The following is a 13957-nucleotide window of genomic DNA, read 5'->3' on the forward strand; positions in this document are numbered from 1 at the left end:
CTCATTTCCCCATCGAAACGTCATCTTTCCACTTATTCAGACTTTTATTTTCGTCGCCGGATTGGTAGGGGAGATATAAAAAGGTGAGTCGCATCATTTCATCTTCATCATCCATTCCCCTTTCAAAAAAAGTATCTTTCGGTGGATAGCTCGGGTTGTTAGGATTATTATTGGTATTATCAAAAATAGCTTCGGCATGCACTACGCTACCAGCAGGTAGTTTTAATAGGTTTTTGTATTGGTAAAACTCCTGCCACTGAAAATCCCAGTCTGGAATGTTTACAAGTGGGATAGTATCTTTCTGAGGCGTTAATGCAAAAGCTTTAAAATTTTTGCCCAACAAATGCATGTGAGGGTTAATGCTTATAAGCGATAAAGTCTGCCCAACTTTAATATTCATTTCATATTTCACTACAGTATCTGCCGGAATGATGTTTTCCTTACTATAATCCAGTCCAGTTGGCTGAAATGTAATAAACTGAATCGTTCTCGAAACTGGCTTATCTGTAAAGTAGATACGTATTTCAGACTGATCTTCTGCTTCAACTGGTGAAGGTGCATAGTGTAAATTCCTGATCATAAAAATACCGCGTTTTGGCATTTTAAACCCAACTCCCTCTGGATATTGCTGAGGTGAGTTTCCCGGCAACCAACCATTGTGAAACATCTCTTTAGGTGCAGTTCCGCTTTCAGTATATAAATTGAAAAATCTGTAATCGTGCTGATCGTCTATATAATCATCATCTCCAAAAACAAAATAGTCTTTAGAGTTATAAATATCTACATCATCAGCAACTCCCAAAACCTGATAGCTGGCATGGTGCACCAATTTCTTGTTTCCGGGAACGAACTCTACTCCTTGCACAAACTTTTCTTCTTCCAACTCAAAAGGAATTTTATAACAGATATAAGTCTGCTCATTATTTCCGGGAATAATAAAAGGTTCTCGCATTTTTAAGACCAGATCGGGTGTTCTGCTTAATTGGCTACCCGATTTAAACTCAGGTAAATCTGCCTTTGGTTTTCCCTTGCCTTTTACAGCACCTTGTGCCACCCAATTCTTAATGGCATTTATCTCTTCATCGGTTAATGTTTTTTCATTGGCAAAAGAGCGATAATGCGGATCGGCTTTCCAAGGTGGCATGTATCGGGTTTCGATAACATGCTTAATAAAAGATGCTCTTTTAGAAACATCCTTATAGGTTTCTAAGGCAAAAGGGGCAGTGCCATTTTCATGATGGCAAGGCGTGCAGTTATTAAAGATGATTGGCGCAATATGCTCATTAAAAGTGGGCTGCGCTTGTTGAGCAACAGCTATTTGACTACAAAAAACAAATCCGGTAATAAAAACTATTACCAGATGCAAAGTGCTTTTCCAGTTCATCTGATCTTCTATTTGTTATGATGTTGATGTGAATCGTGTTTTTCTTTTTGGGAATGGTGCTCTTTATGATTTGGCATATTTAAAAAGCAGCCAATAGCTTTGGTTTTCTTTGTTAAGATAATGCTTTGTTTGTAGTGCGCATTAAGTGCTTCTTCCAAATATTTTTCTGTAATCACCTTACGCTTTTTACCCAATTCGTAAGCCCAGTTATCAATAGCTCCTTGGTATTGAACATCACCATTTTTATCAATTAAAAAAGACTCAGGTGAAATGCTAGCACCTAAATAAGTAGCAAGCTGATAGTCTGAATCTAGCAAAATATGAAATTCACCTATCTGATAATTGTCTCTAAATACTTTTATCTCTTTATTAGAATAATCGCTTCCCGGAATTACAAAATACACCTTGGGCGATTCTTCCTTAAATTTCTTGGAGAGCTCTTTTACAGTTAAAGTATAATTCTGCGCCAGAGGGCAATCTGGCAGAAAAAAGATAAAAATGCTGGCACTGTTGTTTTTGATATTACCTAATGAAAAAGTATCTCCCTTTAAGTTTTTCAAACTCATTTCTAACAAGCCCGGGTCTTTGTCTACGAAAGTATATGAGGATGAGAAAAGTACTATTGAAGCTAGTAGCAATATTGTAAAACGAAGCTTTATTAATAGTTTCATGGTATCAAGTGGCTAATTTTATCGTACTTATTTATCTGCAAACTGCCAGTTTAAACCCAGCCTTTTAACAATGTAAAAATGCCTTACAATCATTGTCTTTATAGCAATTGATTTCAGACGATCTAAAAACACAAGATATGTAAATGGATGAATATTTTTAAGCCCTCATAACAATGTTCCCAATAAATTAAAGGATGTAACATAAGCTTGCTGTAGAGTTTAGAATGGCTTAATCCTGAAGTAACACTAAATGTTTTATTTAGAGATGTAAAAATCCCTTAAACATTTTTTAAAATTAAAACCAAAGTAATGAGGAAATTTTTTCTAACAATTGCGGCAACGATTGTTTTTTATGCTACTGGTTACAGCCAGTTCTTCTTCGATGTAGAGGTTGATACTGCATGGTACGGAGAAACAATTCAAATGCCCCCTTCACCATTAAAATACCAAGTACTATTTATCGGAGACGATGACGTAGTTCAAACAACATCAACTTATGGAAATGATGCTGGAGAAGCTTTAGCAAAGCAATGGCATGACTTTATCGGATTTACTCCGGATGAAGATTCTGACGATTTAGGTTGGATCTCAGTAAACCACGAAGAAATCTCTGCGAATGACAGTATTGGAGACGGTGGTGGAATGACCGTTTTTAAAGTAAAAAGAAATGCAATTACAGATGAATTAGAAATTATAGAGCAAACTTTAGAAGATGGCCGTACTGGTAAATTCTTTAATGTTGACTTTGTAAATACTGTTGGTGAAACAGGTATGAACTGCGGTGGTATTACTTCTACTGTAGATGGTCGTATCTGGACTGCTGAAGAGTGGTTTCGTACTAGCAATGCCAGCATCTATGCTGAAGGCGAAGGTGTAAGAGACACTACAGACTGGACAATCTCGACAGACATTACTGGTGATTTTGACGGAAGTACTATCGAAAGATACCAAAACTTTAACTGGATGGTAGAAATCGACCCAAGAGAAGCAAAAGCTATTCGCAAACAATACAACTGGGGTCGCCAAGGATTCGAAGGTGGTGTGGTAATGCCAGACAACCAAACAATTTACACTGGTGAAGATGGAACTCCGGGTTTATTCACAAAATTCGTAGCAGACACTCCGGGCGACTTTACTTCAGGTACTACTTATGTTTACACTGCTAACGGAACTGCTAACCCTTGGGTAGAAATCGATAACACATCTCTTGAGACTATGCTAAACATGTCTGAAGTAGCTTTAACAAACGGAGCTGCTATGTTTAACAGAATTGAATGGGTAGTAACAGATGGCGAAAAAGTATATTTTACTGAAACTGGTAGAGATGGTATTGGTTCTGCTTTCGAAGAAGGTGCTGCTTTAGGAGGCACTTTAGATAATCACATGTTAAGTGCTGTAAGAATGCGTCATCCTGAAATGGAAGAAAAGCCAGATGAGCAAGTAATAGACTTTGTAATGGATGGTGGTTTTAACGATTACTATGGTAGAGTAAACGTTTACGATCCTGCAACTGGTGAAATCTCTGTTTATGTAGAAGGCGGTCCTTATTTAGAAGAATCCCCAGAAGTAAGCTCTTATCCTGACAAGCACTTATCTAATCCTGATGGTGTAAACATCTTAACAGTAGGTGGTAAAAACTACATGGTAATTTGCGAAGACTTAAATGGTAGCTCTTATGGTAGAGTTCCTGCTGGTGTTTCTAACAGAACTTGTGAAGCTTGGATGTTAGATATGTCTGTAGAAAACCCAACTGTTGATGATTTAACTCGTATTTCTGTTGTTCCTGTTGGTGCAGAAATTACTGGTGCTTGCCCAACTACAGATGGTAAAACTTTATTGTTAAACTCTCAGCACCCATCTACTTCAAATCCATACCCTTACAACAACTCTTTAACTTATGCTATTACTGGTTGGGATGGTGCTATCACGGCTTTAGAAGATGAAGGTCTTGTTTCTGAGGCAGACGGATTCAGGATTTTCCCTAATCCTGTTTCTCAGCAGTTAGAGTTTAATAAAGTAATTGATGCTGCTGTTTACAATGCAAATGGCAAGCGTATCAAAGTTGCTCGTAGCATCAAAACTTTAGATGTATCAGACCTTCCTGCTGCTGTTTACATCATCAAAGCTAAGATCGATGGAGATACTCGTTCGCTTAAATTCGTGAAAGAATAAGCTTACAAAATCTACCTATTGTTCATTTTGTCCATAGTTGTCTTAGAGGCAGCTATGGATATTTCCCAAATCTATTTATGAAAAAGCTATCTACTCTTTTAGTATCCTTTGTGGTATTTGGTGTATGTGTGTATTTGAGTGCTTTTACCAACAGGGAAACTGTTAAAGATGAAACACCAATATCATCAATACTTCAAGTTTATTATTCTGATTTATCTCAACTTACTTCTCAAGCAAAAGAACTCCACCAATCAGCAGAACAACTAGAAGCAAATAATCAAGAAACTGAAACCATTAGAAAAAAATTTAGGGCAAGTAAAAAGGCATTTAAAAAAGTGGAATACCTTGCCGAGCATCTCGATGGGCAGTATGTAAAAGATTATATCAATGGAGCGCCACTACCTTCTTTAGAAAGAAATTCTCCAAGCTTATCTGTGCTAGAACCAGAAGGTTTACAAAGATTAGAAGAAGTAGTATATGAAGATGATCTTTATGCTAACAAAGCAACACTAACTGATCTTACAGGCAAATTTGTTAAAAGCACAGAGATACTGGAATCGTATCAAAAGAAATATCTGGTAACAGACAGACATATTTTTGAGGCTGCCAGAATGCAGGTGCTAAGAATTGTTACTTTAGGAATTACCGGTTTTGATTCCCCTGTTTTAGCAAGTTCATTAGAAGATGCGGCTATTTCTATGCAAAGCACTTACGATGCAGTAAAAAACTATTTCCCTTTAATGAAAAACAGGGAAGAAAGATATGATCTTCAATTGACTGAGGTTTTTGAAAACGCAATTAATTATTTAAAAGAAAATCGTGATTTTGACACTTTTGATAGAGCTGAGTTTATTAAAGAATATGCCAACCCAATTTTTAGCTTGCTATTAGATGCGCATCTTGCTTTTGGAATTGAAACTTGGTACGAGGCAGAAAGGCTGGATATTAAACACTCATTAAATTATTATGCTAAAAATATTTTCGACGAAGAGTTAATCAATCCATTTTACTTTACACAGGTAATTGAACCAAAATTTACACCTGAAGTATTAAACTTGGGTAAAACACTCTTTTTCGATCCTGCTTTGTCTAAAACCAATGAGCGTGCATGCGCCTCTTGCCACCAACCATCAATAGGTTTTACAGATGGTTTGCCTAAAAGTATTGCCACAGGTTTCGAAGGAACAGTTGAGAGAAATTCTCCCACTTTGTTAAATGCGGTGTATGCAGACCGATTCTTTTACGATCTGCGCTCAGAAGTTTTAGAGCTGCAACTCGATCATGTAATTACATCACACAAAGAGTTTAGCACAAACTATCTTGATCTTTTCGATAAACTTAAAAAGAGTGATGAGTATGTGGTTATGTTTAAAAAGGCATTTCCTGAGTATGAAAATGAACCGATTAAAAAATCATCGATTGCATTCTCTTTAGCGGCTTATGTTAAATCGTTAGCAAGTTTTAATTCTCCATTCGATAAATATATTAGAGGCGAAGTAGCAGATATTGATCCGGCAGTAAAAAATGGATTCAACCTCTTTATGGGGAAAGCTGCTTGTGGAACTTGTCATTTTGCTCCGGTTTTTAATGGCAGTGTACCACCCTTTTACAAAGAGATAGAATCTGAAGTATTAGGTGTGCCAAAAGAAAAAGAAATGACTACTTACGAGATTGATCCAGATTTGGGTAGATATTTTGGAGTAAATAAAGAAAAAGCCGATTTCTACAAGCATTCTTTTAAAACTGTAACGGTAAGAAATGCGGCCATTACAGCACCTTATATGCACAATGGAGTTTATGAGACTTTAGAAGAAGTAGTAGACTTTTATAATAAAGGTGGGGGGGAAGGTTTAGGAATGGATATACCCAACCAAACCTTGCCTTTTGACTCATTAAGTTTGTCTCAAAGTGAACAAAAGGATATTGTTGCTTTTATGCAAGCGTTAACAGATACAACAGGTTTAACAAGTATTCCGAAAATTTTACCTAAATTTCCTGAAAGAATGGGCATTAATGGTAGAAAAATTGGAGGAGAATATTAATTTTAAAATATTATTTGATAACTAATAAAAAACAATGAATCATTCAAAAAACCTTCTAAGCTTACTGGCTTTCTTCTTACTTGTTGCATTGGTAGGATGTAAAGATGATGATGATCCTGAGCCAGAGCCGGTGTCGATAACACTAACACTTCAATCAGCAACTCTTGATGGTGAATCTTTCGATCCAACTCCGGATTATACCCTTGTTGTAACTTTTGATAAAGATGGTAACCCAGATGGTTATACTGCTTCTGGTTCTGCTACTTACCAGCCATCTATCGGTACTTCAGGTACTTTTAGCATTACAGGTAGTGTAGTAACTTTTACAAGCGGTTCTGATACCAGAGACGTAACCATTAGCAGCGGTACGCTTAACAATGAAACAGTAAGTGTTTCTTTACAATGGGAACTTACAAAGCTAGACGACGAAGTGCCTGCTGACGATGCTGGTACTTACGTATACAACATGGCGAAATAAAAATAAATGAAAGCCCAAACCTCTTGATGCTTCTGGTAAGTTTAAACCTGATGTATCAGAGGTTTTTCTTTTTTATTATATCTTCAAGCATTCAATTAATTCTAATCGTATGACTGAAGATATTTTTATTTTTGATGCTCACCTAGATTTATCGATGAACGCTGTTGAGTGGAATCGAGATTTAAGGTGGCAAGTGGAAGAGATTCGACAAAGTGAAAAAGGACTAACCGATAAACCAGACAGAGCGAAAGGAACGGTAACTTTACCTGAACTCAGAAAAGGAAATGTAGGAATGGTAGTGGCAACCCAAATTGCCCGCTATGTTAAAAAAGGCAGTAAACTTCCTGGCTGGCATTCTCCCGAACAAGCTTACGCCATGACCCAAGCCCAACTGGCATGGTACAAAGCCATGGAATCTGCAGGAGAGATGTTGCAGATTACAGATAAAGCTAGCCTCACAAAACATCTTAAAAATTGGGAAAACGATAAAGAAAACCAACCAATAGGCTATATGCTTAGTTTGGAAGGTGCCGACTCAATTGTAGACATAAGTTATGTGGAAAAAGCCTATAAGCAAGGGTTAAGAGCAATTGGTCCTGCGCACTATGGCCCCGGAACTTATGCACAAGGTACAGACGCTACTGGCGGAATTGGTGAGAAAGGAAAAGCTTTGCTCAAAGAGATGGAGCGTTTAAATATTATTTTGGATGCTACCCACCTGTGTGATGATAGTTTTTGGGAAGCATTAGATAATTTTAATGGACATGTTTGGGCAAGCCACAATAACTGTCGCAAGTTTGTGAACCATAACAGACAATATTCCGACGAGCAAATTAAGGTTTTGATTGAACGTGGAGCTGTAATTGGTGCTGCGCTTGATGCTTGGATGTTAGTGCCGAATTGGGTGAGGGGAGAGTCAACACCAGAAAGTACAGGTGCTTGCCTCGAAAACGTGATTGATAATATCGATCATATTTGTCAGTTGGCTGGTAATACTAATCATGCGGCAATCGGTTCTGATCTTGATGGTGCTTTTGGTATCGAGCAAACGCCAAAAGATTTAAATACTATTGCAGATTTGCAGAAGATTCCGGCAATGCTTTCTAAAAGAGGTTATACAGAAGAAGACATTAAAAAGATAATGCATCAAAACTGGATTGACTTTTTATTGAAGGCATGGAGTTGAAAATAATATCAATTATAATCGGGTTTATACCAACCCGATTATAATTATAAACTAATGCTTCGTTTCCTACCAGCAATTGCCCATTTATCAGTCACTTGATTGTTTTCAATCACTACTGCTTCATCATACAAAGCACAACTGGGGCAAATATGAATCGGTAATACATAAAGTACAGCACCGATTTCTAACTTTTCATCTGTTTTCAATACCATATGCTCTTCACTTTGGAAGAGAACTTCTGCATCTGGCAAGTTTAGAAATGTTACTCTAGGTAATGGGTTTTCTGAAGCTACTGCTTTGTAACCTAAATCGATGCAGATTGTATTTGTTTGAGGTTTAGAAACTACTCTGGCAAGCAAAAGTGCACCAAATTCAAATTGCAGGTCAGGGAATTTTTTGTGGTAACCTTCATCCCATAATAAGCTCGTACCCGGACTCGCCAACACACCCTCGTGTTGGATGTAAAACGGAAATGTACTTGTGCCACCTGCTATAATTGGCAACTTAGTATTCGTTGATTTCTCCAATTGATCTCTATCCGCTTTTACCGGTTCAAATACTTCGGCTGCACGTTTAAACCTTGTTGCTTTATCACTATCATAGATATGCCCATCGTATGCATGAAAGCCCTTGATTAAGATACTTGGAAGGTTACTAGCCGAATGAAAAAAAGCTTGCAAGTTTTCTATGTTCACACCTGTACGATGCATGCCAACATCAACATCAATCCAGACACAAGCACTTTGGTTATCTGCTGAAAAAGCAGCCGATAATTGATCGGCACCAATTTGGTTGTCGATTAATGTGGAAAATTGCGTGCTTTTAAATTGATTGCAAAGTTGTTTAAATCGCTCAACTTTAGGCCCAATAGCAGGGTAGGCAAGTAAAATTTCACTAGCCCCTGCCTGAGCTGCCATTTCAGCTTCGGCTATTGTAGCGCATTTAAAGCGCTTTATTCCCTTTTGTAGCTGCATTTTAACAACAGCCTCCATTTTATGGGTTTTTACATGCGGGAATAGCTTTTCTGCATCACCAGCTATATTCAACATTTTATCTATATTTTGCTGAATATGCGCCGGATATACTACCAAAGCCGGAGAGTCAATTTTATCAACCTGATCAATTTCATACCAAGGTTTTGCAGACATAATTTCTATTAAGCTAATTCAAATACTGCTTCAATTTCTACTGGAATGTTATCTGGCAAAGAACCCATACCCACTGCACTTCTTACACCAATGCCATTTTCAGTACCGAAAACATCAGCAAATAACTCACTACATCCATTAATTACAAAAGGGTGTTTTTCAAACTCAGCAACTGCATTCACCATTCCTAAAACTTTTACTACTCTTTTAATTTTGGTGAGGCTACCTAAGTTTTCTTTTAGGGTAGAAAGTATAGCCAAACCTACCTGACGAGCAGCTAGTTTTGCTTCGTCTTGGTCCATATCTACGCCCACTTTCCCGATTATCAGGCTGCCATCTTCTTGTACAGTTCCGTGTCCAGAAACATATATAAAGTTATCTACGATTAAATATGGCTTATAAACTCCTAATGGTTTTGGAGCAGGTGGAAGGGTTAAATTCAGGTTCTTTATTTGTTCGTCAGGGTTAAGATTGCTCATCGATGATGTATTTAGTATGATACAAAAATTTTAAAATGACGCTAAAGATAAGTATCAAAATTTAATAGTAAAGTCGAATTTATGAATATGTGCTTTTGTTACCCTTTTAGTGATATTTTTTATTAACCAGCAATGAACAAGATAAAACCCTAGCCAAACCAAATTATGCATTATTTAAAAGTTAAGTCATAATAGGCTTTAATTATTCATACTATGGCAAAGAATACTTAAAACAGCATTTGGGTACAAGTTAAGGTGAATCTTTTCCTTTGCACAAACGACAAAACTTACAGCGCATGAAGCTATCTATTGTGATTCCTCTAATGAACGAAGAGGACAATATTTACCCGCTTATAACTAATGTAAGAAAGGCACTAAAAGGATTTGATTATGAATTAATCTTGGTGGATGATGGCTCATCTGACCAAACAGTGTCTAGAATTAAAGCGCAAGCTGATCCTAATGTTAAATTATTGGTTTTTTATAAAAACTACGGGCAAACAACCGCCATGTCGGCAGGTATTGAAGCCGCAAGTGGCGATTATATTATAACCATGGACGGTGACCTGCAAAACGACCCAACAGATATTCCAGTAATGCTGGAAAAGTTAATGTCTGAAGGTTGGGATGTAGTAGCAGGTAGAAGATTAAAAAGGCAAGATGGTATGCTTTTGAGAAAAGTACCAAGTAAAATTGCTAATAAACTCATTCAGAGATTAACTGGAATCAAAATTCACGATTACGGTTGTACCCTTAAAATTTTCACCAAAGACATAGCCAAAGACCTTGGCCTTTATGGAGAGCTGCACCGCTTTATTCCAGTATTAGCACACCTACAAGGTGCCCGCATTACTGAGATGAATGTAAAGCACCATGCGAGAGTACATGGCACTTCTAAATATGGTTTGGGCAGAACCTTTAAGGTAATGAGTGATTTATTCCTCATGGTTTTCCTTAAAAAATACATGCAGAAACCCATTCACTTTTTCGGGCCTATAGGTTTGGGAAGCTTGGCTATTGGTATGTTAATTAATATTTATTTATTTGCAGAGAAAATAATGGGTAATGATATATGGGGTAGACCTCTGCTTTTATTAGGTATTATGCTGGTTTTAGGAGGTATTCAGTTTCTTACTTTCGGTTTAATTATGGAAGTGAATATGCGTACTTACTACGAATCTCAAGATAAAAAGCCTTACAGAGTCAGAGAGGTATTTCAAGGAGGTTCAGATGATGCAAAAAGTATAAAGCCTTCTAAAGTCTTATTCTAGCATTGTAAAAGAAGATAAAGTTCCGACGATCTATTAATGAAAAAAACAGCAGTTTATCTTGCAATATTGGCACTAGTAGCCTTTTCGGCTAACATTTGGGGTACAGACATTTACATGTACGATGAAGTGAAGAATGCACAATGTGCCCGAGAAATGTATCATTCTGGCAATTATCTGGTGCCATATTTTAATGGTGAACTGCGCGTAGATAAACCCCCATTACATTATTTTTTTATGATACTGGCATATCAAATCTTCGGGTTTGGTGCTTTTGGAGCCAGAATTTTTTCAGCTTTGTTTGGGGTTTGTACAGTACTCGGGACTTACTTCTTCTCTAAAAAATATCTGGGTGAAACGGCTGCCTTATTTGCAGGAGTTGCTTTGGTATGCTCAATTCAAGTAGCTACGCAGTTTCATATGGCTACACCAGACCCTTATCTCATTACGCTGGTGAGTTTGGCCTTGTTTAGTTACTATCGGGGTTATGAGGAGAAGAAATTTAAATGGTATCTGGGAGCTTATGTATTACTGGCTTTTGCCACATTGGCGAAAGGACCAGTTGCTTTGTTGCTACCTGGCATTATCGTACTGCTGTTTTTGTTTTTAGAAGGTGAGCTCAATGTAAAGAATATACTTTCTTTAAAACCAGTGCTGGCAATAGGTCTCATTTTGCTAATTGCGGCTCCTTGGTTTTTAGCAGTGCATTTCGTAACTGATGGTGAATGGACAATCGGTTTTTTTATTAAACATAACCTGCAACGTTATTCCGATCCGATGGAAGGGCATGGAGCTCCTTTCTTTATGTCATTGGTTTATGTAATTACAGGTTTGCTACCGCTGAGTGTGTTATTGCCACAGAGTTTAATCTTTGCATTTAAAGAAAGAAAGCAGAACAGTTTTGTACAACTCTGTTTGGTTACAGTAACAGTGTTTGTGGGTTTCTTTGCTTTTTCAGGAACAATTTTGCCGAGTTATCCCGCTCCGTGTTTGCCTTTTGCCGCTGCTTTAATTGGCTATTTTATTCAACAAAAAAAAGAAGCCTTCCAAATAAAAAGGCTAGATATACAGATTAGTTACTGGATGATCTTCCTCATCGCATTGGCATTACCAATCGCAGCTTATTTCGGATTAAAAGCGGAGAGTTATTTAGCAGAAACTGCTTATGTAGGCACTTACTTAATTGTATTTCCAATAGGAGCTATTGCTGTGTTATTTCTCTTTTACAAAAGCAAAATTCAGCAAAGTTTAATAGCATTGGCAATCACATTCTTTATAGGTACTGCGGTAATACACTTTGTCGCTTATCCAAAAATCGACAAGATAAACCCAGTGGCAGTTTGTTTCCCACATATCGATAAGCAAGTGCCAGTAGTAGCTTACAAGCAAATGAATCCCGCTTTTGTCATTCCTGTTGGAGCTCCTGTTAATCAGTTTGAACATATATCGGAGTTAAAAACCTTTATGAAAGATGAAAAGAGGTTTTATCTGATTTCGAGGAAAAAGTATTTTGATGAGCTTGAAGCTGTTTCCGGTTTAAAATTGGTGGTAAGTCAGCACGAACTTTTCGAAAGGCCAGAAGCTACTTTGTATGAGTTCAATCAGTTGCATGTAGAAGCAGGGAGGTAGCGTATTTGAGTGCTAATTTAAAAGTTTTGTTAGCAGTTAGAGGCGTTTATATATCAGAGGCAACCTGTTGAGTATTCTTGGCATCTACATTCAAAAAGTTTGCTCAAATTATTTCTGACTTATGAATGATTACCTCACAACTGCTACTACATCTCATTATTCTGTTAGAGTGCCAAATTGGAGACTTCATATAATGAGAGGTCTATTTTTTCTGAACTTTATCAGCTTAGCATTTGATAATTGGTCAATAATTTTCTTCCCTGAAGAACAAATGGATACCCTTACAGGTGTAACAATTAGTTTTTGGGCTGCTTTTTCACTACTTAATTTACTTGGAATCCGATTTCCACTGAAATTTATACCTATTCTACTACTTCAGTTGCTGTACAAATCTGCTTGGATTATTGGCACATATCTCCCCGCTAAAAATTCTGGTTTATTAGATGAAAACCTCAACTCCTTTTTCTGGGTTTGCGTAACTGGTATTGTTCTGAACCTTTTGATTATACCTTGGAAGTTTGTTTATGTCGATTACTTTAAAAACTTTTTAAGGTTTAGGTAAATAACTACTCTAATTATAGATATAAAGCCATAAAAAAAGCCACCTATTGAGATAAACCCTATAAGTGACTATATATAAAAAAGGATACTTGGTAAGTATTATGCGTTTTGTTTGAACAGCTTGCTGCCCAAGAATAGCTTTCTCACTTTAAGTAAAGAAGCTTTAAATGCAATTTCTGTATCAGGATAGTAATTTACAAGTATTAGCCAAGGAATATGTACAGAAAGTGTCCCGATAAGGGCGCCTACCATTACATCAATGTAAAAATGTTGTAAGAGATACATTCTCGAATAAGCCACCAAAGCAGCTCCTATTAAGAAAACAACAGATAAGCGCTTCTTTTGAAAAATTAAAGATAGAAAAACGGCTATCACAAAAGCGGTTGCAGTGTGGCCAGAAGGAAAGCTTCTAGATGAATGCACATCTACTCCTTGGGTAAAATGCAGTATGATGTTATCACTAAAGTAGGCAATGGGTCTGGGTGCATCTGCAAATAATATCTTCTTAAATACAAATACAGCAATACCATGCAACAGCGCAGAGATCACTAAGATAAAAGCATAGTATTGTCTAATACTTAATGCAATTATCAATACAGGTATTAAGAAAAGCCCATCTCCAAGATTGGTGAATAACTTAAAGAATACATCTTGCACAGAGTTGAAATTAGAATTTGCCAGAAGTACAATATCTCCTTTGTTGATAAAAGGCAACAAGGCAAAACCCACAAGAAAAAAAACGATGTATAGCTTTGAGAGAAAGTTAAAAAACGTGGTCTTTAGTAACATGATGATCAGTTATAGTTGCACCAAGTTACACTGCTAAGATTGTTGAAATATTAAGGTTATTACAAGTTTCGGTAAATGATGGAAGGCGTTTTTTAAGGTTGTTTTAACAGAAATTAAAGCTCAATAAGCAAGCTTAAAAGCCATGAAAAA

The 13957-nt window shown here is 36.9% G+C and carries 12 protein-coding genes; 7 read left to right on the forward strand and 5 right to left on the reverse strand.

All coding sequences use genetic code 11. The features are described from left to right. Position 1 precedes the first annotated feature (1 nt). Both OQ292_RS35275 and OQ292_RS35280 read right to left on the reverse strand, forming a co-directional pair. A complete protein-coding gene (locus OQ292_RS35275; protein WP_284688968.1) occupies positions 2 to 1384 on the reverse strand; it encodes a hypothetical protein in 1383 nt (460 codons plus the stop codon). A gap of 8 nt (positions 1385 to 1392) precedes the next feature. Further along, complete coding sequence (locus OQ292_RS35280; RefSeq protein ID WP_284688969.1) at positions 1393 to 2055, reverse strand: redoxin domain-containing protein; 663 nt, start codon at positions 2053 to 2055, stop codon at positions 1393 to 1395. A 309-nt stretch (positions 2056 to 2364) separates the two neighbouring features. Here OQ292_RS35280 and OQ292_RS35285 point away from each other — a divergent pair, with 309 nt between their 5' ends. From OQ292_RS35285 to OQ292_RS35300, 4 genes are all read left to right on the forward strand, one after another. Next, positions 2365 to 4227 (forward strand): alkaline phosphatase PhoX, encoded by a 1863-nt coding sequence (locus OQ292_RS35285; RefSeq protein WP_284688970.1) that lies wholly within the window; start codon positions 2365 to 2367, stop codon positions 4225 to 4227. A 77-nt stretch (positions 4228 to 4304) separates the two neighbouring features. Beyond that, entirely contained in the window at positions 4305 to 6269 is a 1965-nt protein-coding gene (locus tag OQ292_RS35290; protein WP_284688971.1) for a cytochrome-c peroxidase, read from the forward strand. Between the two features lie 34 nt (positions 6270 to 6303). Further along, a complete protein-coding gene (locus tag OQ292_RS35295; RefSeq protein WP_284688972.1) occupies positions 6304 to 6747 on the forward strand; it encodes a hypothetical protein in 444 nt (147 codons plus the stop codon). Between the two features lie 109 nt (positions 6748 to 6856). Beyond that, positions 6857 to 7933 carry a dipeptidase gene (locus OQ292_RS35300; protein WP_489686934.1) on the forward strand — a complete coding sequence of 359 codons (1077 nt, stop codon included), beginning with the start codon at positions 6857 to 6859 and terminating at the stop codon, positions 7931 to 7933. A 44-nt stretch (positions 7934 to 7977) separates the two neighbouring features. Here the strand turns inward: OQ292_RS35300 and OQ292_RS35305 are convergent, their stop codons facing one another. Continuing rightward, positions 7978 to 9081 carry a D-TA family PLP-dependent enzyme gene (locus OQ292_RS35305; RefSeq protein ID WP_284688973.1) on the reverse strand — a complete coding sequence of 368 codons (1104 nt, stop codon included), beginning with the start codon at positions 9079 to 9081 and terminating at the stop codon, positions 7978 to 7980. A gap of 8 nt (positions 9082 to 9089) precedes the next feature. Then, positions 9090 to 9560, reverse strand: a complete 471-nt coding sequence (locus tag OQ292_RS35310; protein ID WP_284688974.1) for a RidA family protein — start codon at positions 9558 to 9560, stop codon at positions 9090 to 9092. Positions 9561 to 9856: 296 nt separating this feature from the next. Between OQ292_RS35310 and OQ292_RS35315 the strand changes: the two genes are divergently transcribed. From OQ292_RS35315 to OQ292_RS35325, 3 genes are all read left to right on the forward strand, one after another. Continuing rightward, positions 9857 to 10831 carry a glycosyltransferase family 2 protein gene (locus OQ292_RS35315; RefSeq protein WP_284688975.1) on the forward strand — a complete coding sequence of 325 codons (975 nt, stop codon included), beginning with the start codon at positions 9857 to 9859 and terminating at the stop codon, positions 10829 to 10831. Positions 10832 to 10867: 36 nt separating this feature from the next. Continuing rightward, positions 10868 to 12457 carry an ArnT family glycosyltransferase gene (locus OQ292_RS35320; RefSeq protein WP_284688976.1) on the forward strand — a complete coding sequence of 530 codons (1590 nt, stop codon included), beginning with the start codon at positions 10868 to 10870 and terminating at the stop codon, positions 12455 to 12457. 121 nt (positions 12458 to 12578) lie between these two features. Further along, positions 12579 to 13019: a hypothetical protein gene (locus tag OQ292_RS35325; protein ID WP_284688977.1), complete on the forward strand. Its 441-nt coding sequence runs from the start codon at positions 12579 to 12581 to the stop codon at positions 13017 to 13019. A gap of 98 nt (positions 13020 to 13117) precedes the next feature. On the opposite strand, the gene OQ292_RS35330 is transcribed toward OQ292_RS35325, so the two are convergent. Next, positions 13118 to 13807 carry a phosphatase PAP2 family protein gene (locus tag OQ292_RS35330; RefSeq protein ID WP_284688978.1) on the reverse strand — a complete coding sequence of 230 codons (690 nt, stop codon included), beginning with the start codon at positions 13805 to 13807 and terminating at the stop codon, positions 13118 to 13120. Between the last annotated feature and the right edge of the window lie 150 nt (positions 13808 to 13957).

Source organism: Chondrinema litorale (genome assembly GCF_026250525.1).
GTDB lineage: Bacteria > Bacteroidota > Bacteroidia > Cytophagales > Flammeovirgaceae > Chondrinema > Chondrinema litorale.

Excerpts from the sequence above, each read along its gene's own strand:
- OQ292_RS35330 (WP_284688978.1), bottom strand. The coding sequence starts at position 13,807 with ATGTTACTAAAGACCACGTTTTTTAACTTTCTCTCAAAGCTATACATC.
- OQ292_RS35320 (WP_284688976.1), top strand. The coding sequence starts at position 10,868 with ATGAAAAAAACAGCAGTTTATCTTGCAATATTGGCACTAGTAGCCTTT.
- OQ292_RS35290 (WP_284688971.1), top strand. The coding sequence starts at position 4,305 with ATGAAAAAGCTATCTACTCTTTTAGTATCCTTTGTGGTATTTGGTGTA.
- OQ292_RS35285 (WP_284688970.1), top strand. The coding sequence starts at position 2,365 with ATGAGGAAATTTTTTCTAACAATTGCGGCAACGATTGTTTTTTATGCT.
- OQ292_RS35275 (WP_284688968.1), bottom strand. The coding sequence starts at position 1,384 with ATGAACTGGAAAAGCACTTTGCATCTGGTAATAGTTTTTATTACCGGA.
- OQ292_RS35310 (WP_284688974.1), bottom strand. The coding sequence starts at position 9,560 with ATGAGCAATCTTAACCCTGACGAACAAATAAAGAACCTGAATTTAACC.
- OQ292_RS35325 (WP_284688977.1), top strand. The coding sequence starts at position 12,579 with ATGAATGATTACCTCACAACTGCTACTACATCTCATTATTCTGTTAGA.
- OQ292_RS35295 (WP_284688972.1), top strand. The coding sequence starts at position 6,304 with ATGAATCATTCAAAAAACCTTCTAAGCTTACTGGCTTTCTTCTTACTT.
- OQ292_RS35315 (WP_284688975.1), top strand. The coding sequence starts at position 9,857 with ATGAAGCTATCTATTGTGATTCCTCTAATGAACGAAGAGGACAATATT.
- OQ292_RS35280 (WP_284688969.1), bottom strand. The coding sequence starts at position 2,055 with ATGAAACTATTAATAAAGCTTCGTTTTACAATATTGCTACTAGCTTCA.
- OQ292_RS35300 (WP_489686934.1), top strand. The coding sequence starts at position 6,857 with ATGACTGAAGATATTTTTATTTTTGATGCTCACCTAGATTTATCGATG.
- OQ292_RS35305 (WP_284688973.1), bottom strand. The coding sequence starts at position 9,081 with ATGTCTGCAAAACCTTGGTATGAAATTGATCAGGTTGATAAAATTGAC.